Source organism: Azospirillum agricola (assembly GCF_020005195.1).
Taxonomy (GTDB): domain Bacteria; phylum Pseudomonadota; class Alphaproteobacteria; order Azospirillales; family Azospirillaceae; genus Azospirillum; species Azospirillum agricola.
Genome location: NZ_JAIFZR010000001.1, coordinates 108,166 through 125,095, shown reverse-complemented (window position 1 = coordinate 125,095; position 16,930 = coordinate 108,166). Strand labels below are relative to the sequence as shown.

Annotated in this window: 17 protein-coding genes; 3 read left to right on the top strand and 14 right to left on the bottom strand. The window is 72.9% G+C overall.

The genetic code is table 11. From position 1 onward, the window contains the following. The first annotated feature begins 32 nt into the window (after positions 1 to 32). Together JN22_RS00380 and JN22_RS00375 are read left to right on the top strand one after the other, a co-directional pair. Positions 33 to 2,585: an ABC transporter permease gene (locus tag JN22_RS00380; RefSeq protein ID WP_085552025.1), complete on the top strand. Its 2,553-nt coding sequence runs from the start codon at positions 33 to 35 to the stop codon at positions 2,583 to 2,585. Positions 2,586 to 2,691: 106 nt separating this feature from the next. Then, positions 2,692 to 3,807: an AraC-like ligand-binding domain-containing protein gene (locus JN22_RS00375; RefSeq protein ID WP_143268073.1), complete on the top strand. Its 1,116-nt coding sequence runs from the start codon at positions 2,692 to 2,694 to the stop codon at positions 3,805 to 3,807. A gap of 15 nt (positions 3,808 to 3,822) precedes the next feature. Here the strand turns inward: JN22_RS00375 and JN22_RS00370 are convergent, their stop codons facing one another. From JN22_RS00370 to JN22_RS00320, 11 genes are all read right to left on the bottom strand, one after another. Further along, positions 3,823 to 6,699, bottom strand: coding sequence for an NHLP bacteriocin export ABC transporter permease/ATPase subunit (locus JN22_RS00370; RefSeq protein ID WP_143268072.1), 2,877 nt, complete (start codon positions 6,697 to 6,699; stop codon positions 3,823 to 3,825). A 5-nt stretch (positions 6,700 to 6,704) separates the two neighbouring features. Next, on the bottom strand, positions 6,705 to 8,864 hold the full coding sequence (locus JN22_RS00365) for an NHLP family bacteriocin export ABC transporter peptidase/permease/ATPase subunit (protein WP_085552022.1): 2,160 nt from the start codon (positions 8,862 to 8,864) through the stop codon (positions 6,705 to 6,707). A 1-nt stretch (position 8,865) separates the two neighbouring features. Then, complete coding sequence (locus tag JN22_RS00360) at positions 8,866 to 10,113, bottom strand: NHLP bacteriocin system secretion protein (protein ID WP_085552021.1); 1,248 nt, start codon at positions 10,111 to 10,113, stop codon at positions 8,866 to 8,868. Positions 10,114 to 10,135: 22 nt separating this feature from the next. Next, positions 10,136 to 10,480: a Nif11 family protein gene (locus tag JN22_RS00355; RefSeq protein WP_085552020.1), complete on the bottom strand. Its 345-nt coding sequence runs from the start codon at positions 10,478 to 10,480 to the stop codon at positions 10,136 to 10,138. Positions 10,481 to 10,522: 42 nt separating this feature from the next. After that, positions 10,523 to 10,843 carry a Nif11-like leader peptide family natural product precursor gene (locus JN22_RS00350; protein WP_085552019.1) on the bottom strand — a complete coding sequence of 107 codons (321 nt, stop codon included), beginning with the start codon at positions 10,841 to 10,843 and terminating at the stop codon, positions 10,523 to 10,525. Positions 10,844 to 11,042: 199 nt separating this feature from the next. Beyond that, positions 11,043 to 11,189, bottom strand: a complete 147-nt coding sequence (locus tag JN22_RS00345; protein WP_179166002.1) for a hypothetical protein — start codon at positions 11,187 to 11,189, stop codon at positions 11,043 to 11,045. 38 nt (positions 11,190 to 11,227) lie between these two features. Further along, a complete protein-coding gene (locus JN22_RS00340; protein ID WP_085552017.1) occupies positions 11,228 to 11,554 on the bottom strand; it encodes a Nif11-like leader peptide family RiPP precursor in 327 nt (108 codons plus the stop codon). 43 nt (positions 11,555 to 11,597) lie between these two features. Continuing rightward, positions 11,598 to 11,975: a Nif11-like leader peptide family RiPP precursor gene (locus tag JN22_RS00335; RefSeq protein WP_085552016.1), complete on the bottom strand. Its 378-nt coding sequence runs from the start codon at positions 11,973 to 11,975 to the stop codon at positions 11,598 to 11,600. 28 nt (positions 11,976 to 12,003) lie between these two features. Then, positions 12,004 to 12,339 carry a Nif11-like leader peptide family RiPP precursor gene (locus tag JN22_RS00330; protein ID WP_085552015.1) on the bottom strand — a complete coding sequence of 112 codons (336 nt, stop codon included), beginning with the start codon at positions 12,337 to 12,339 and terminating at the stop codon, positions 12,004 to 12,006. Between the two features lie 33 nt (positions 12,340 to 12,372). Further along, complete coding sequence (locus tag JN22_RS00325; protein ID WP_085552014.1) at positions 12,373 to 12,675, bottom strand: Nif11-like leader peptide family natural product precursor; 303 nt, start codon at positions 12,673 to 12,675, stop codon at positions 12,373 to 12,375. Positions 12,676 to 12,802: 127 nt separating this feature from the next. Next, the gene (locus JN22_RS00320) at positions 12,803 to 13,168 is read right to left on the bottom strand and encodes a Nif11-like leader peptide family RiPP precursor (RefSeq protein ID WP_085552013.1); all 366 of its coding nucleotides are present in this window, start codon (positions 13,166 to 13,168) and stop codon (positions 12,803 to 12,805) included. A gap of 186 nt (positions 13,169 to 13,354) precedes the next feature. Between JN22_RS00320 and JN22_RS00315 the strand changes: the two genes are divergently transcribed. Beyond that, positions 13,355 to 14,389, top strand: coding sequence for a helix-turn-helix domain-containing protein (locus JN22_RS00315; RefSeq protein ID WP_085552012.1), 1,035 nt, complete (start codon positions 13,355 to 13,357; stop codon positions 14,387 to 14,389). Positions 14,390 to 14,417: 28 nt separating this feature from the next. Here JN22_RS00315 and JN22_RS00310 read toward each other — a convergent pair whose 3' ends face one another. The 3 genes from JN22_RS00310 to JN22_RS00300 are packed head-to-tail and all read right to left on the bottom strand — an operon-like array spanning position 14,418 to position 16,727. Continuing rightward, the gene (locus tag JN22_RS00310; RefSeq protein ID WP_085552011.1) at positions 14,418 to 14,672 is read right to left on the bottom strand and encodes a hypothetical protein; all 255 of its coding nucleotides are present in this window, start codon (positions 14,670 to 14,672) and stop codon (positions 14,418 to 14,420) included. A 10-nt stretch (positions 14,673 to 14,682) separates the two neighbouring features. Further along, positions 14,683 to 15,993: a flagellar hook protein FlgE gene (gene flgE / locus JN22_RS00305; protein ID WP_085552010.1), complete on the bottom strand. Its 1,311-nt coding sequence runs from the start codon at positions 15,991 to 15,993 to the stop codon at positions 14,683 to 14,685. 59 nt (positions 15,994 to 16,052) lie between these two features. Further along, positions 16,053 to 16,727 carry a flagellar hook assembly protein FlgD gene (locus tag JN22_RS00300; RefSeq protein ID WP_085552009.1) on the bottom strand — a complete coding sequence of 225 codons (675 nt, stop codon included), beginning with the start codon at positions 16,725 to 16,727 and terminating at the stop codon, positions 16,053 to 16,055. Between the last annotated feature and the right edge of the window lie 203 nt (positions 16,728 to 16,930).

Below are 16,930 nucleotides of genomic sequence, written 5' to 3'. Positions count from 1 at the left end.
CCACGCCGCCGGACCTCCACGATAGTTCCGGCATGACCTTCCTGCGCATCGCGTTGAGGCTGGCGTGGCGGGACCTGCGTGGCGGGACCGCCGGCCTGTGGATCGTCGTCCTCGGGGTGGCGCTCGGCACCGCCATGATGGCCGCCGTGGGTTCGCTCGGCGGCGCCGTGCTCGACGGGATGCAGGCGTCCGCCCGCGAGGCCGTCGGCGGCGACCTGTCCGTGCGCCTCTTCCACGCCCCGGCGACGCCGGAGCAGCGGGCCTTCCTGGAGGCGGCGGGCACGGTCAGCGAAACGGCGGAACTGAGACCGGCCGCCGGGACGGTGAGCGGCAGCGCGCGGATCCTGGTCGAGCTGAAGGCGGTCGACGGGGCCTATCCGCTCGTCGGCGCGGCGACCGTCTCCGGCGCGGCTTCCCTCGCCGCCGCCGTGGCCCATCGGGACGGGTTCTGGGGCGCGGCGGTCTCCGCCGAGCTTCTCGACGCGCTGCGGCTGGGGATCGGGGACCGGCTGCGGATCGGCGTGGGGGAAGTCGTGATCCGCGCCGTGCTGGGGCATGAGCCGGACCGGGCGTTCCGCGCCTTCTCCCTCGGCCCGCGGGTCGTCGTCGCCCGCCCCGCCCTGGCGGCGACCGGACTCGCCGGCCCCGGAGCGCCGGTCTACTGGTACTACCGCCTTCTCCTGCCGGAGAAAGGCCGGTCCGGCGCCGTCCTGCGTGACCTGGAGCGCCGCTTTCCCGACGCCGGCTGGCGGATCGTCGATGCCGCACACGGCATCCCCGGCGTCGACCGCACGGTCCAGCTCGCCCGCACCCTGCTGCTGCTGGGGGCGCTGTCGATCACCCTGGTCGGTGGCGTGGGGATCGGCCGTGCGCTGTCGGCGCATCTCGACCGGCGGTTGCCGGTGATCGCCGCGCTGAAGGCGTCGGGCGGTTCACCGCGCCTTCTCTTCACAGCCTTCCTGTTGCAGACACTGTTCGTGGTCGCCGTCGCGCTCCTGATCGGGCTGGCGGCCGGAGCCGGCTTGGCCGGCGCGGCGGCGCACGCGCTGCCGCTCGATTGGCTTCCGGAAACGGCGGGCGCCCTCCATCCGCCGGCCTTTCTGCTGTCCGCGACGGTGAGCCTCCTTGCGGCGCTCCTCTGCGCCCTGCCGCCGCTGGGCCGCGCGGTCGGAACGAGCCCTGCCGCGATCTGGCGGAGCCCCGGGAGCCCTCCCCGGCAATGGCACGGATGGCGGCATGGATGGCGGCATGGATGGCGGATCCGCACGGCCGTCGGCGTTCTCGGGCTGTCGCTCGCCGGCCTGCTCGCCGCCTGGACGGGCATGCCGCTGGCGGTCGCGGGCTTCCTGTCGGTCGCCGGGGCGGTGGCGGCCGGCTTCGCGCTCCTCGGGCATGGCCTCGCCCTGGCCGCCCGCCGCCTGGCGCGCAACCGTGGGCCGTTGGTCCGTCTGGCCGTCGCCAACCTCGGGCGGCCCGGAGCACCGACGGTCCCGGTCGCGGTCGCCCTGGGTGTCGGGCTGACCGTGCTGGTGGCGGTCGGCGTGACCGGAACGGCGGCGGTCGAGCATGTCGAGGCGACGCTTCCGGCCGAAACGCCGTCCCTCATCTTCCTGAACGTCGCCCCGCACGCCGACCGCAACGTGCGGGAGCGCCTCTCCGCCCTGTCCGGGGTCGAGCGGGTGGAGACGGCACCTTTCCTCCACGCCCGGATCAGCCGCGTCAACGGGATCCCCGTGACCGAGGCGGATGTCCCGCGCTCCGTGGCCTGGGCTGTGCGTGGCGACCGGGGCCTGTCCTGGCGCGACCGCCCCGCCGCGACGGACCGGGTCGTCGCGGGGGCATGGTGGCCTCCGGCCTACGACGGTCCGCCGCTCGCCTCGCTGGACGCGCAGGTGGCCGGCCGGCTGGGTCTGGCGGTGGGGGACACCGTCACCCTGGCCCTGGCGGACGGCCCGCTGACCGCGACGGTCGCCAATCTCCGGCGCGTCGACTGGACAAGGCTCGACCTGGACTTTCCGGTCATCCTCTCGCCCTTCGCCGAGCCGCCGCGCCACAGCCTCGTCGCCGCCGTCTGGTCCGGCGCGGCGGCCGTGCCCGCGGTGGAGGCGGCCATGGCGACGGCCGCCCCGGACGCCGCCGCGCTGCGCACGGCCGGGCTGCTGCGCTCGCTCCGCTCGACCGTCGATCAGGTCCGCCGGCTGCTGGACGGCCTGTCGCTCGTCGCGCTCGGGGCGAGCGGCCTCGTCCTGCTGGGCGCCATCGCCAACAGCGCAAGACGGCGGCTCCATGAGATGGCGATCCTGCACGCCCTCGGGATCGGACGGCGTCCGATCGGCCTGGCCGTGGTGCTGGAGTTTTCCCTTCTCGGCGCGGCGGTGGCGGCGGTGGCGGCACCTCTGGGTTGGCTTGGCGGGACGGCCGTCGTCGCGGGCGTCACCGATGCCGGCTCGGCGGCCGGGGGGACGGTCGCCCTGGCCGCCTTCCTGGCCGCCCCGGTCGCCATGGCGGCGGCCGGGGCGGGGCTGGTGGCCGGCCTGCGCGGGACGGACGCGCTGCGGCGGTTGCGCGGCAACGCCCTGGACTGAACGGAACCGTCGCCGCGCGGCGCCGACGCCGACGTCTTTCAGCGGGAAAGGATCGGACCGGAGCCGCATCATATGGAATCATTGCGGTCGGTGATGCACTCTGTCAGTGACCCCACCCCGGAAGACGCCGCTGGCGATGCAGGATGACGTGATGGCGCCGATCACTCCCCAGCTTCCCGTGCTGGCGTTCGACCGTGCCGATCTTTCGGGGGGTGCGTGCTTCGAGCGGTGGCGGGACATCCTCTCGATCGTCTTCGACGTGGAGCTGGCCCATCGCGACGATGCCAACGGCTTCACCGGATCGATGCGGACCTACCATCTGGGGGGGCTGCTGCTGTCCGACACCGCCGGTTCCGGGGTGCGCTTCCACCGCGGCGGCGCCACCATCGCCCGCGGCGCCATCGAGCATTATCTGGTCCAGGTCTATCTGGAGGGCGGCTACGCCGGCACGGTGGGGGGGCAGGAGGTCACGATGCGGACGGGCGACGTCTGCGTGCTCGACATGACACAACCGCTGTCGACGCGGGCCAGCGACTTCCGCAACCTCACCATCGTCGTCCCGCGCGAGAGCCTCGCCCCCCTGGTCAAGGCGCCGGACGCGCTGCACGGCCTGATCCTGCCGGGGGAATCGGCGATGGGCTCGCTGCTGGCCGACCATCTGCGCACGCTCCACGACCAGATTCCCGCCATGACCGCCCGCGAGGCCCAGGCCGTGGCGGGCGGCACCGCCGGTCTGGTCGCCGCCTGCCTGGGGCCGGCGCTCGACGCGCGAGAACGCGCAGTCGCCGACCTGCACGCGGCGACGCTGGCGCGGATCAAGCGCTTCATTGACGAGCGGCTGGAAACGCCGGACCTCGACAGCGATGCCATCGGACGCCACTTCGGCCTGTCGCGGTCCAGCCTCTACCGCCTGTTCGAGCCGCTGGGCGGCGTGGCGGCCCATGTGCGCGGGCGCCGGCTGGCGCGGGCGCTCGCCGACCTCGTCGCGCCACGGGCGGGGCGGACGCGGGTGATCGACGTCGCGCTGCACTGGGGATTCGGGTCGGAAGCCTCGTTCAGCCGGGCGTTCCGCGCCGCCTACGGCCTGTCGCCCAGCGAGGCGCGCGACACCGCCGACGCCATGCGCCGCCTGCTGGCGCCCAAGGACGCCGGCGCCGCCGACCGCGTTCTTCGGCACTGGATGGGCTCGCTCAACCCGGTGGAGCCGGCCGGGCCGGCCTGACCGCCCCGCCCCTGGTCAGGAAGGGGCGCTTTCCAGGAGTTGCCGGCGCGCCAGCGCGCGGAAGGGGCCGTCCTGCTCCATCAGCTCGCGGTGGGTGCCGCGCTGCACGATGCGGCCGCGTTCCATCACGCAGATCAGGTCGGCGTGGACGACCGTGCTCAGACGGTGGGCGATGACGATCCGTGTGGCGTTCAGCCGCGCCAAACTGTCGGCGACGATCGCCTGGGTGCGGTTGTCGAGCGCGCTGGTCGCCTCGTCCAGCAGCAGGATTTGCGGGCGGCGCACGATGGCCCGCGCGATCATCAGGCGCTGGCGCTGGCCGCCCGACAGCGTCGCCGCCCCGTCCGACAGCAGGGTGTGCAGACCCATCGGCATCGCCTTGACGTCCTCCTCGAGCCCGGCGAGCCGCACCGCCTCCCAGGCGTCGTCGATGCCGAGCGGGGCCGAGCCGACGATGTTCTCCAGGATGCTGCCGGGCAGCAGCGCGCCGCGCTGGAGCACGACGCCGAGCTGCCGGCGCACCGAGGCGGGATCGACGTCGGCCAGCGACCGCCCGTCGTAGGACACGGCCCCGCGCTCCGGCGTCTCGAAGCCGAGCAGCAGGCGGAACAGGGTCGATTTGCCCGAGCCGGACGCACCGACCAGGGCGACGAAGGACCCCGGCGGCGCGTCGAGGCTGAGGTCGTCGAGCACCGCCGGCCCGTCGCCGTAGCGGAAGGTGACGCCGCTGACCGACACCGCGCCGCGCAGCGCCGCGACCTCCGGCTTGTCGTCGGTGCTTTCCGGCACGGCGTCGAGGATCGGCCGCATGCGCTTGAGGATCGGCACCGCGTCGAGCGACGCGGTGAGCGCGGTCACCACGCCCAGCGCGGCGCCGAGGAACTGCCCGAAGGCGGCGTTGAAGGCGACGAAATCGCCGACCGGGACGGGTTTGGCGGCCGACGCGACGACCAGGAAGAACACCAGGGTGGACAGCAGCGGCACCAGCGCGTTGAGCACCGCGAACACGGCGCCGGCCAGCCCGACGCGGAAGCCCTCCCGCCGCTGGGCGGCGAACAGGCGCAGCCAGCGGGCGAACAGCCGGTCCTCCGCCCCGTTGACGCGGACGGTGGGCAGCGCGTTCAGCACGTCGATCAGCGCCGATGAGGTCTCGGCCGCGCGCTCGACCGAGCGGCGCTCGAAGCGGAGCTGCACCAGGCCGGTGAGGGACAGCAGCAGCGCCGCCACTCCGGCGACGCCCAGCGCCGCGACGGCGAGGCGGGAATCGTAGGTCAGCATCAGCGCGAAATTGACCACGGAGAAGACGCCCGACAGCCCGGTCGACAGCAGCGTGTCGGCGACCACCCGGCGGAGCTGGGTGGGGGCGAGCGCCCGCATCAGCAGGTCGCCGGTGTGGAAGCGGCGGAAGAACCCCGCCGGCAGACGGAGCAGCCGGTCCCACACCGCAGCCTGGAGCTGGGCGTCGGCGCGGCCCTCGAAGCGAAGGAGCAGCAGGGCGCGGGTCAGGGCGAACATGGCGCTGCCCACCGCGATGGCGGCGAGGCCGAGCGCCATGTGGAGGATGCTGGCGGTCTCGGCGAAGGGCACCGCCTCGTCGACCAGCACGCCGGTGGCGACCGGGGTCAGCAGGCCGAGCAGCACCGAGACGAGGGTGAGCAGCACCGCACCGCCGACATCGCCGCCCGAGCCGCGGAAGGCCGCCGAGAGCAGGTCGAGCGGTGTCAGCGCGCGGGCCGGCAGCGGGCGGTAGAGGGCGATTCCGTCCGGCGCCAGCCGGCGGGCGATGGCGGCGGTCACGGCGTGGCGGCGGCCGTCGGCGTCGACGACCTCGTAGCGTCGGACGCCCCGGCGCAGCACGGCGCAGGGCGCCCCGTTCCCCGTGTCGCCGTCCGCCCCCTCGCTTCCGGCCCAGGAACCGACGAAGGACGGCATGTCGCGGCGCCACCAGCCCGTGGGCAGGGTGATGGCACGGCAGCGGAAGCCGCCGCTGCGGGCGTGGCGCTGAACCATGGCCATCAGGTCGGCGCCGGCCCCGCCCTCCGACGCATGGCCCGCCGGTCCCTGGCTCTCCGGCGGGGCGCGCAGCGGGATGCCGAGGTCGTGCGCCACCCGGTGCAGCGCAGCGGCGGCGGGGTCGCCGGGAATGGCGCTCGCCTCGACGGCGGCCGCCCCGCCCAGGATGCCGGCGGCGGCGCGCAGCGCCCCGTCGATCGCCTTGCGGTCGTGTTCCCCGCGGGCGGCGATGCCCTCGCGGGCCTCCAGACCGGCGACGCCGATCTCGGCGGCGAACCAGAGCATGGCCTCCTCGCACACCGCGTCGACCGGCGCCCAGCCGTGGCGGGCCACCATCGCCCCAGTGGTCAGACCCTGCACGGCGCGGCCGGCCTCCACCCGGTGCCAAGAGCGCTGCGTCAGCAGATGGGGCGTGGAATCGCCCTCCACTTGCGCCCACAGGACGTGGTGGCCGACCAGGGTCCGGGCATGGTCGAACCGCCAGGTCTCGCCGGGCTCGACGCGCAACGCCTCCGCCGGGACTCCGGCCGCCGCGCGGGCGTCGCCGAAGGCGGCCAGCACCGCGTCGAGCCGGCCGGCCTCGCCGGGCTCCGCACTCTCGCGTGGCCAGGGAACCGCCCGGGCGGCGCCGATGGCGACGGCGAACAGCCCGATGCCGGTGCCGCGCCGCGGCCAGCCGGGCAAGGCGTCGTCCGCGCCGACGGTGACGACATGCCGGCGGGTGCCGGTCGGCTTGCCGTCCGCGTCGAGGCGGATCGCGAAGACGGAGATGCGCCCTTCCGCCACCCGCAGCGGGTGCCGCGCCCCATCGAGGCGCAATGGCCGGTTGCCGAGCAGGGTCAGGGGCTCGCCGTCGATCCGGATCGCGTCGCGGAGCATCGCCGTCACTCCGCCACCATCAGGCAGCGGTAGGCGCCGTCGCGGGCGATCAGCGCGTCGTGGTTGCCGCGTTCGACCACCCGGCCACGGTCGAGCACGAGGATCTCGTCGGCGTCGCGCACCGTGCTGAGACGGTGCGCGACGACGATGCAGGTGCAGCCGCGCCGCCGGATCGCCTCGTCGATGCGCTGCTCGGTCAGCGGGTCGAGCGCCGACATCGCCTCGTCGAGGATCAGGATCGACGGGTCGCGGGCCAGCGCGCGGGCGATGGCGAGGCGCTGGGCCTGCCCGCCGCTGAAATTGGCGCCCCCCTCGTCGATCAGCCCCGACAGGCCGCGCGGGCGGGCCGTCACCACCTCCATCACGTCGGCGTCGGCCAGCGCGTCGGCCAGCGCGCGGTCGGGCAGCGTCGGATCCCACATCGACAAATTCTCGCGCACGCTGCCTGACAGGATATGGATCTCCTGGCCGACCACCCCGACCGAGGCGATCAGGGTGGAGCGCGGCAGTTCCTCCATCGGCACCCCGTCGAAGCGGATGACGCCGCTCCACGGCCGGTGCAGGCCGGCGATCAGCTTCGCCACCGTCGACTTGCCGCTGCCCGAACCGCCAACCAGGGCGACGCGGGCGCCGGGCGCGACCTCCAGATTGAAATCCTTGATCAGGGGCGGCGCGTGGCGCTGGTAGCCGAAGCCGACACCCTCCAGCGTCACGCGGCCCTCCAGGCGGCGCGGCTCCGCCCCGGATTCGCTGACCGGCTCGGCGAAAGGCCGCGCCTGCGGATGCCGCATCACATCGCCGACACGGGCGAGGTCGGCCTTGGCCTCCACCAGCGTGCCGAACACGGCGACCAGGGCGGAGAGCGGCCCCATGAAGCTCTGCACCAGCATCTGGAAGGCGACCAGCGTGCCGATGGTCATGTCGCCCTCGACCACGCGCAGGCCCCCCAGCCCCAGGATGGCGGCGGTGGTCAGGCCGCCGATCAACGGCTCGACCGCGCCGGTGGCCAAGCCGTAGCCGCCGAGCTGGCGCTGGTTGGCGTTGTGGTTGGCCTGCAACCCCGACCAGCGGGCGAAATAGTCGTCGTCGGTGGCGGTGGCCTTCAGCGTCTCGATGGCGAGGATGCCGGTGACGGTGGCGCTCTCGAACCGGCCGAGATCCTGGGCGAGGCGACGGCCGGCATCCTCGCGCCGGCGGGCCAGCAGTTTCCACACCGCGAGGTTCGTGGTGCCGAGCGCGATGCAGGCCAGCGCCAGCGGCGCGTCGAGTGACAGCATGACCAGGGCATAGAACAGCGCGGTGACGGCGTTGACCGCGCTGGCGCCCAGCTGGTTGGCGGCGATCCCGGCCAGCCGGTCGTTGGCGGCGACGCGGTTGGCGACGTCGCCGGTGTGGCGCTGGGTGAAGAACTCGACCGGCAGGCGCAGCAGATGCCACAGGAAGCGCGCCGAGCCGCCGACGGCGAGCGCCGTCTGCGCCCGCAGCAGGACGAGCTGCTGCAACCAGCTGAGCGCGCCATAGACCAGCGCGGTGACGATCATGATGGCGATCAGCGGGCGCAGCCAGTCGGTCTTCTCGTGGATCAGGACGTCGTCGACGAAGATCTTGGTGAAAGCCGGGATCAGCAGCCCGGGCACGATCAGCAGCAGGCTGATCAGCACCGACAGCGGCACCGCCGACCCGGCCTGCCGCAGCAGCGGCACGAACTGGCGCAGCGTGCCGGCCGGCCGGGCATCGCGGCGGAACTCCGGGCCCGGCTCGACGGTGAGGGCGATGCCGGTGAAGGCGGCGTCGAACGCCTCCAGCGTCACGCGGGTCGGGCCGGTGGCCGGGTCGTTGAGGAAGACCTTGCCGCCCCGCACCCCCTCCACCACCAGGAAGTGGTTGAAGTTCCAGTGGGCGATGAAGGGAAAGGGAAGCGCCAGGGCGGCGGCCGGCTCCAGCCGCATGCCCTTGGCCTCGCAGCCGTAGCGGCGGGCGGCGCGCAGGATGTCGCTCGCCTTGCTGCCGTCGCGCGACACCCCGCATTCGACGCGCAGCTCCTCCAGCGGCGGGTGGCGGCCATGGTGGTGCAGGACGATGCCGAGCGCCGCGGCGCCGCACTCGACCGCCTCCATCTGGAGCAGGGTCGGCGTCCGCACGCGGCGCCCGAACCAGTTGGCCATCTCAGGCCCCGATCAGCGAACGGAGGAAGGGCAGCACCAGCGAGGCGGGCGCCTGTTCGCGCACCGACACGGTGAGGCGGGCGAGCGTGCCGGGCTCGATACGGAAGTCCGGACCGCGCCCGCCCGCCCAGCGCAACCCGGAGACGCCCTCCCCGTCCGTCTCCAGATCGGCGCGGACGATGACCGGCGGCCCCTCCTTCATGAAGAGGCGGACCAGCTCCTCGTTGTGCAGCATCGCCGCCAGGGCCTCGCGCGAGGCCGGCAGGTCCGACACGGTGCGGACACGGCCCAGCACGGCGCCGTACTCCTCCTTCTTCGCCACGCCGGGCTCGACCTGGACCGCCATGCCGGGGCGGACCTGCTTGGCCTTCAGGGGCGGCAGGAAGACCAGCGCGTCCATCGCCGCCGCCTCCTGCACGATGCGGAGCACCGGGGCGCCGGCGGCGACGACGTCGCCCAGCGAGGCGGCGAGCTCGGTGACGATGCCGTCCACCGGCGCCTCGACGGCGGAGTTGGCGCGCAGCTCAAGCTCCACGGTCTTCAGCTTGTCGCGCTGGCGCTTGACGTCGTTCTCGTGGTCGAGCAGCTTGAGCCGCCATTCGGCCTGCCGCGCCATCTCGTCGGAGGTCAGCGACAGCGATTTCTGCTCCAGCCCCTCGATGCGCTCGGTCAGGTCGTTCAGCTCGCGGTCGCTGTCGAGCACGCGGGCGCGGGTGGTGAATCCACGCTCCATCAGCGCGCGCTGGTCGGTCGCCTGGCCGCGCACCGCCACCAGCCGTTCGCGCGCCCGCTGAAGCTGGCCGACCAGCGCCATCTTCTGGGCGACGATGATCTCGGCCCGGCGGTTGCCCTGGGCGCGGTCCTCGGCGACGAGGTCGGCCTGGCGCGCCTCCATCTGGGCCAGCGTCGCGGCCTCGGCGTCGCGACGGCGCACGGCGAGGGTCTGGTCGATGACGGCCAGCGTCTGGCCCGCCGAGACCCGCTCGCCGGGCTGGACCAGGAACTCCCGCAGGGAGCCCGGCCCCTTGGCGGCGGCGGAGAACACCTCGCCGCGCGCGCTCAGCAGGATGCCGTCCCCGGCGACGCGGGTCGGCAGCCGCCCGATCAGCGACCAGGCCACCGCGGACGCCACCAGCAGCGCCAGGGCGAGAAAGGCGATCCAGTAGCCCGGCGAGGCCGCGACGAAGACGGTGTCGAGGCGCTCCGGGCTGGACAGGCGGTCGAGCGCGCTTTTGCGGAACAGGGACATGAGGGCTCGCTCGGGGGCCTGCTCAGGGAATCCGGGCGCCCAGCTTCTGGGCGACTCCGATGGCTCCCCCGGCGAAGACGGGGATGGCGACGATGGCCAGCGTGACGGCGAGGGCGCCGAAGGTCAGCGCGAGGCTGCCGCCCGTGACCTGGTCGAGCTGCTCGTCCTCCAGTTCGGCCGCCGGCCTGCCGGCGCGCTCGGCGCCGATGCGGGCGACCTCCGCGACCTCGGCGTCGGTGACGCCGTAGCCGTCCCGGTGCATCCGCTCCGCCACCTCGGCGGTGGTCGACAGGGAGCGGTAGCCGTCGGCCAGCGCCGGATCGGCGCGCAGCGCGGTGGTGAAACGCTCGAACTCCTTGAGACTCATGGCGTGCGCTCCCAGGCGGAATTGGTGGGTGTGGTGGCCGGCTCAGCCGGCCTTTGGCGGCGGCTTCACCCCATGGACGATGGCGAGCATCGCCACCGTGCCGAAGGTGGCGACCGCGCCGACCGCCGTCAGCGCGCCGAAGATGAGGCCGAGCGACCCGCCGGTGACCCGATCGAGCTGCTCGTCCGTCAGGGTCCGGCCCGAGCGGGCGGCGTCCTCGAGCTCGGCGTCGCTGACGTCGTAGCCGTCGGCGCGCAGGCGGGCCGCCATCGCGGCGGCGCTGCCCAGATCCTTGTAATCCTGTGCCAGCGCGGGGTTGTTGCTGACGGCCGCGGCGAAGCGGTCCAATTCGGTCTGGCTCATCGTTGCTTCTCCGGTGGGTCGCGGTCCGGCGGTTCGGCGACGCGGTTCGCCGTGCCGATGCGTTGCTGCAATTGGACGAAGAGGAGGTCGAGCGTGCTGGGCGCCACGGGCGACGCGGGCGCCGGATCGTCCCGCGCCGTGACGGCGGGCGCCCGGCGGGTGTCCCGGCTTGTCGGATGGCCGCGCGGCCGGCGGCCGTTCACAGGCCGCCGCTGTCCAGGCGCCGCACCCCGTTGGCGCCGCCGTTGCGCTGGGCCGGCACGCCGGTCGACAGGATCGCCGCCACGACCGTGCCGGCCACGCCGAGCACCGCGTTCGCGAATCTCTGGAGTTCCGTCTGGCTCATGCGCGTGCCTCCTTTCCGGTGTCCGGCCCGACGGCGGGTCAGGCCTTGGGCAGCGTGCCCCTCCGGGCGGAGTCGGCGACGATCCCGGCGACGGCCCCGACGAGCGCGCCGCCCAACCCGAGCGCGAAGAGGTTCGCCATGACCGTCGCCACGACGAAGCCGCCGGACACCCCGTCGAGCTGCTCGTCGGACAGTTCGCTGCCGCCGCGGTGCGCCGCCGCCAGCTCGCCGTCGCCGATGTCGTAGCCGTCGGCGCGCAGCCGGGCCGCCAGCTCCGCCGGGGTGGCGGCCGTCCCGTAGGATTCGGCCAGCGCCGGATCGGCCTGCACCGCGGCGGCGAACCGCTGTAGCTCCGCTTGGCTCATGGGGGTGTCGTCCTTTCCTGTCGGATGGTTCCGGTCGGGTGCTTCAGGACCGCCAGCCGATCCGGTAGCTGCGGGGATCGGGGGTGGCGGGGGCGGATTGCCCGGCGCCCTGGGCGATGGTGGCCACGGCCCAGATCCAGGTGCCGGCGACGCCGGCGGCGAACAGGGCGCCGGCCCCGACCGCCACGCCGATCGCGGCGGTCGCGAGGATGCTGCCGCCCGACACCTGGTCGAGCTGCTCGTCCGAGAGCTCCCGGCCACGGCTCATCCCGGCCTCGACCTCGTCGCCGCTGACGTCGTAGCCGTCGGCGCGCAGTTGGGCCGCCACCTCCGCCGGGCCGGCAAGACCGGCGTAGCGTTCGAGCAGGTCGGGCGTGGTGCGGATCGCGTCGGCGAAACGCTGAAGATCGGTCTGGCTCATGTCCGGTTCCCCCTTGGTGTCGAAAGTGTCAGCGCCCGCCGAGCGGCCGGCCCGCCCTGGCCATCTCGAAGGCGGCCCAGCCCCCCACGCCGATCAGCCCGGTGATGGCGACGACGGCCAGGGCCGTGGCGGCCACGCCGACGGCGACGAGGACGCCGCCTCCCGACACCTGGTCGAGCTGCTCGTCCGAAAGTTCCCGACCGCGCCGGATCGCCGCCGCGATCTCGTCGTCGCTGACGTCGTAGCCATCGGCGCGCAGCCGCGCCACCAGCGCGGCCGGGTCGGCGATGTCGCGGTAGGCGTCGAGAAGCGACGGGTCGGCCTGGACGGCGGCGGCAAAGCGTTGGATGTCGACTTGGCTCATCCCGGGGACTCCGATGCTCGGGAAACGGGGTGGTCAGAACCGGATCATGTTGAGAAGCAGGGCCGGCGTCGGACGCTGCTTGAGGCCGCCGGACACCCTGTCCAGCTCCCCGTCCGACAGCTCCCCATCCGGCCGCTCCTCATGGAGGCGCCCAATGTCCGGCCCTTCGGCGAGGCGGGACGCGGTTTCGGCGATCTCGTCGTCGCCGACGTCGTAGCCGTCGGCGCGCAGCCGCGCCGCCAGCTCCGGCAGATCGGCCGCCGCGCCGTAGGACTCGGCCAATTCCGGGGTTTCCCGGATCGCGGCGGCGAACCGCTCGATCTCGGCCTGACTCATGTTCGGGACTCCTGTCTCGCCTGCGTGCTGCCGGGAATGCTAGAGGCCGGGCCGGGGCGCCGCCCGCCGCCGCGTCCCAGAAACTTGCCGCGGCGTCTCATCGGGGCGCGATTCCGCAGGCCCCGGTTCAATGGGGATAGAGCTTGGAGGCGAAGTTGCGCAGGGCGTCGTTGATCACCGCCGGCCTGCCGGTGACGAGGTTGTTGATCCCGTCGGCGGCGACCACGGCGCCGAACACCAGCCCGCCGACCAGCGCCAGCCCGCCGAGGCCGAGCAGCACCCCGGCGCCCCCGCTGACCTGATCGAGCATCTCGTCGGGCAGCTCGACGCTGCGGCGGTGGGCGTCCGCGACCTCGGCGTCGGTGACGTCGTAGCCGTCGGCGCGCAGCCGCGCCGCCAGCTCGGCGAGGTTGGCCGCCGCCGCGTGGCGCTCGGCCAGCGCCGGCTCGTTCAGGGCCGCGGTGGCGAACCGCTCCAGTTCCGCTTGGCTCATGGCCGTCGTCCCCCCCGGTTGATGATCGTCGGGAGCTTAGCGGGGACGGTGGGCGCCCACCCTTCAAGGCGTCCCAGAAACTTGCCAGGCCGTCTCAAATGGTCACGGGCCGGCGGTGGAAGCCGGCTTGACAGGAGCCGGGTGCAATGATGGTGCTATGTCGGGGAACTGGCGTGAGCGCGTTCGATGGCCGACACCGGAGGGGAAGCGTCCCCCGTTCTTCGCTTCGACAGCGCCGGCATGGCGCCGGAGGAGGGATTCTGGCTCTGGCGCGATCAGATGTCGCCGATCTTCGAGATCAGCGTTCCCGACCGGGACGCCGTCGGCGCCTTCCATGGCGTGCTGGAGACCTACCACATGGGCAGCGTGCTGCTGGGCCGCTGCGCGTCGGTGACCCAGAGCTTCGAACGCAGCCGGCCGATCATCGCCCGCAGCGGCATCGATCATTATCTGGTCCAGTTCCAGCACCGGGGCGATTCACGCGGCCGGATGGGCGCGCGCGAGGTCGACGTCCGCACGGGCGACGTCTGCATCCTGGATCTGGCGCAGACGGTCAGCACCGTCGACCATGACATCGACACCCTGACCCTCTGCCTGCCGCGCGAGATGCTGGCCCCGCTGGTTGTGGATCCCGACGCGCTGCACGGGCTGGTGCTGCCCGGCCGCAGCCCGCTGGGCGCGATGCTGGCCGGCCATGTCCGATCGCTGCACCGCGTCGCGTCCACCCTGTCGGCGCGCGAGGCGCTGAGCGTGGCGCGCGGCGCCGCCGCCTTCGTCGCCGGCTGCCTGGGGCCGACCGTCGACGCGCTCGATCTCGTCCGGCCGGAAATGCAGGCGTCGCGCGTGAGGGCCATCAAGCGGCACATCGACAGCCATCTCGGCGATCCGCAGCTGGACGCGGCGCGCATCGCCGAGGCTTTCCGCATGTCGCGGCCGACGCTGTACCGGCTGTTCGAGCCGATGGGCGGGGTCGCCGCCTACATCCTGCAACGCCGGCTCGCCCGCAGCCTGGCCGACCTGATGGCGCACCGGCCCCAGCGCATCGCCGATATCGCCCGGCGTTGGGGCTTCAGCTCCGAAACCGCCTTCAGCCGCGCCTTCCGCGCCGCGTTCGGCATGGCGCCGCGCGACGCCCGCGCCAACTCGCAGCGGGTGAGCAACTCGCCCACCAACGTCTCGGATGCGTTCAAGCGCTGGTTTCATGAACTCGCCGTGCTGTGAGCCGGCGAGCCGCGGCGTCCGGCGTCCGCTACCGCCGCAGCCCGCCGGCCCGGCCATACGCCGTCGCCGCCGTCCGCGCCGCGCTGCCGCGCCGGATCGTCACGCCGAGCGCCGCCCTGGCCTCCTGCAACCGCTCGATCAGCGTCAGCAGGTCGTCGGCGAGCGCCAGCCGCTCCGTCCGCGTCGACGGTCCGGCCAGCAGCCGCCGCGCCCGCGCGACGACGCGCCTGTGGTCGAGCAGCAGCGCGTCCTCCTCGGCGAAGCGGTCCGGATCGGCGTCCATGCCCCGGCCCTCACCGCTTCATGGCGATCAGCGTGTCCAGCATGTCCTGCGCCGTCGTCACCACCTTTGAGGCGGCGGAATAGGCCTGTTGCGCGGTGATCATGCGGCTGAACTCGTCGGTCAGCTCGACCGTGGAGCTTTCCAGCGAGCCGGCGGCGATACCGCCCGCCTTGCCGTCGCCGGCGGTGCGCAGCTGGTAGGCGCCGGACTCGTAGGTCTGGGTGAAGGTGCTGCCGGTCTCGCTGTCCAGCCCGTCGGCGTTGGCGAATGTCGCGATCGGGATCTGGTAGATCGCCCGCGTCTCGCCGTTGTCGAAGGTGGCGCGGATGACGCCGCTGTCGTCGATGGTGGTGCCGGTCAGCGTGCCCGGCGCGTAGCCGTTCTGCGCGCTGCTCCAGTCGCCGACCGACGGGTCGCTGTCGCCCGACGCGTACTGCGTCAGCCCGTCGGTGCCGTTGGCCGTTCCCAGATCGAGCGTGACCGCGCTGTCGGTGGCGCCGGTGGTCCACCCGCCGACCGAGAAGGAGATCGCCGACGGATCGACCGACACCATGGTGCCGGTGCCGTCGTCCTGCGTCGCCGAGGCCAGCGAGCCGTCGCTGTTGAAGCTGATCGACAGCGGGAAGCCCGCCATCGTGCCGGTGGTCACCGTGCCGTCGGACGATTTGGCCGGGTCCGACGCGTCGAGCGACCATGTGTTGTCGGCGGTCTTGGTCCAGCTCAGCGTCACCGAATGGCTGTTGCCGAGCGTGTCGAACATCTCGACGTCGGTGGTGAAGCTGTCGCCGGTCTCGGCGTCGGACGGCAGGTTGGCCTCGACCCCCAGCGTCGAAGTCGCCTTGGGCGTGCCCTTGATGCTGGTCAGGTTGACCGCCTCCAGGCTGTCGGTGGAGGTCTTGTTGCTGGCGGTGATCTTGCCGCTCTCGTCCAGCTTCCAGCCGTAGAGGTAGTTGCCCTCGTCGTTCTTCAGGTAGCCCGACGCGTCGGCCGAAAAGGAGCCGTTGCGGGTGAAGGCGATCGCGCCGTTCGCCGAGGCGTCGGAGATGACGAAGAAGCCCTCGCCGTTGATCGCCATGTTGGTGGTGGTGGCGGAGGACTGGATCTCGCCCTGGCGGTTGATGTTGCGGGTGTTGGAGGCGATGACGCCGCCGACCTGCTCGTCGACCGTGGTCGTCTTGTTGATGTAGGAGGTGAAGCTGGTGACCGTGCCCTTGAAGCCGGTGGTGCTGGAGTTGGCGATGTTGCTGGAGATCGAGGCGAGCGCCTTGCTCTGGGCGGTCAGGCCGGACATGGCGCTGTACATCGCGCTGGTGATGCTCATGGCGGCACCTGTCGATAGATCGGGAAATTCGGGTGGATGCGGCGGTCAGGAGATGGCGGTCAGGAGATCGCCAGCACGTCGTCGGCCGAGACGCTGACCCCGCCGACGTCGAGCACGGCGGATCCCGAGCTGCTGTCGACGCCGGTCACCGTGCCCTTGATGCGGGTGGTGGCGCCGACGGCGCTGCCGCTGGAATCGAAGGCGGTGACCGCCAGGGTGTAGGTGCCGCTGGTGTAGGAGTTGCCGTTGCTGCCGGTGCCGTCCCAACTCAGCGCGTGGGTGCCCGACGCGGTTTCGCCGCTGGTCGCGTACACCGTCTTGCCCACGGAATCGGTGATGGTCAGCGTCACCCTGGAAGCGGTGGAGTCGAGGTCGTACTCCCACTCGGCGCTGCCGTCCTGGAGTGCCGTGGTGTCGCCCTCGGCCTCCACCGTGCGTCCGAGATAGCCGATGGCGCTGCTGCCGGTGCCGAGCGCCGAGACGGCGGTGGTCAGATCGTCCAGCTTGTCGCCGATCGACATCTGCTGCTCCAGCGAGGCGAGCTGCACGAGCTGGCTGGTGTATTCGCTGGCGTCCACCGGATCGGTCGGGTCCTGGACCTCCAGCTGCTTCAGCAGCAGGGTCAGGAAGGACTGGTAGTTCTCGACCAGCGAGGCCGACGAGCGGCTCGACGATGCGCTGGTCGTCGCGGTCGAACTGGTCGCGTATGTGGAGCTGAGTGCTGACACCGACATCGCCTTCTCCACCCAAATCGCGGCCCGTTCGCGGACTCCGGTCGTGGGCGTCCGCGGCGGCGAGGCCGGTGTTGTCCAGGGAAGGGCCGCGCCACGGCGCCGCCCGTTCGTTCTGTGGGTATCCACGGGACAGGGCGGGAAAGCTGGCGCGGTTTTTTCGAAGAATCGGTCGGGGCAGCAAAAAGGCCGCCGTCCGGGAGGGA

Coding starts and splice junctions, on each gene's coding strand:
- JN22_RS00380 (WP_085552025.1), top strand. CDS start 33: ATGACCTTCCTGCGCATCGCGTTGAGGCTGGCGTGGCGGGACCTGCGT.
- JN22_RS00370 (WP_143268072.1), bottom strand. CDS start 6,699: ATGCTCCGCGACGCGATCCGGATCGACGGCGAGCCCCTGACCCTGCTC.
- JN22_RS00365 (WP_085552022.1), bottom strand. CDS start 8,864: ATGGCCAACTGGTTCGGGCGCCGCGTGCGGACGCCGACCCTGCTCCAG.
- JN22_RS00360 (WP_085552021.1), bottom strand. CDS start 10,113: ATGTCCCTGTTCCGCAAAAGCGCGCTCGACCGCCTGTCCAGCCCGGAG.
- JN22_RS00355 (WP_085552020.1), bottom strand. CDS start 10,480: ATGAGTCTCAAGGAGTTCGAGCGTTTCACCACCGCGCTGCGCGCCGAT.
- JN22_RS00350 (WP_085552019.1), bottom strand. CDS start 10,843: ATGAGCCAGACCGAATTGGACCGCTTCGCCGCGGCCGTCAGCAACAAC.
- JN22_RS00345 (WP_179166002.1), bottom strand. CDS start 11,189: ATGAGCCAGACGGAACTCCAGAGATTCGCGAACGCGGTGCTCGGCGTG.
- JN22_RS00340 (WP_085552017.1), bottom strand. CDS start 11,554: ATGAGCCAAGCGGAGCTACAGCGGTTCGCCGCCGCGGTGCAGGCCGAT.
- JN22_RS00335 (WP_085552016.1), bottom strand. CDS start 11,975: ATGAGCCAGACCGATCTTCAGCGTTTCGCCGACGCGATCCGCACCACG.
- JN22_RS00330 (WP_085552015.1), bottom strand. CDS start 12,339: ATGAGCCAAGTCGACATCCAACGCTTTGCCGCCGCCGTCCAGGCCGAC.
- JN22_RS00325 (WP_085552014.1), bottom strand. CDS start 12,675: ATGAGTCAGGCCGAGATCGAGCGGTTCGCCGCCGCGATCCGGGAAACC.
- JN22_RS00320 (WP_085552013.1), bottom strand. CDS start 13,168: ATGAGCCAAGCGGAACTGGAGCGGTTCGCCACCGCGGCCCTGAACGAG.
- JN22_RS00315 (WP_085552012.1), top strand. CDS start 13,355: ATGGCCGACACCGGAGGGGAAGCGTCCCCCGTTCTTCGCTTCGACAGC.
- JN22_RS00310 (WP_085552011.1), bottom strand. CDS start 14,672: ATGGACGCCGATCCGGACCGCTTCGCCGAGGAGGACGCGCTGCTGCTC.
- flgE (WP_085552010.1), bottom strand. CDS start 15,993: ATGAGCATCACCAGCGCGATGTACAGCGCCATGTCCGGCCTGACCGCC.
- JN22_RS00300 (WP_085552009.1), bottom strand. CDS start 16,727: ATGTCGGTGTCAGCACTCAGCTCCACATACGCGACCAGTTCGACCGCG.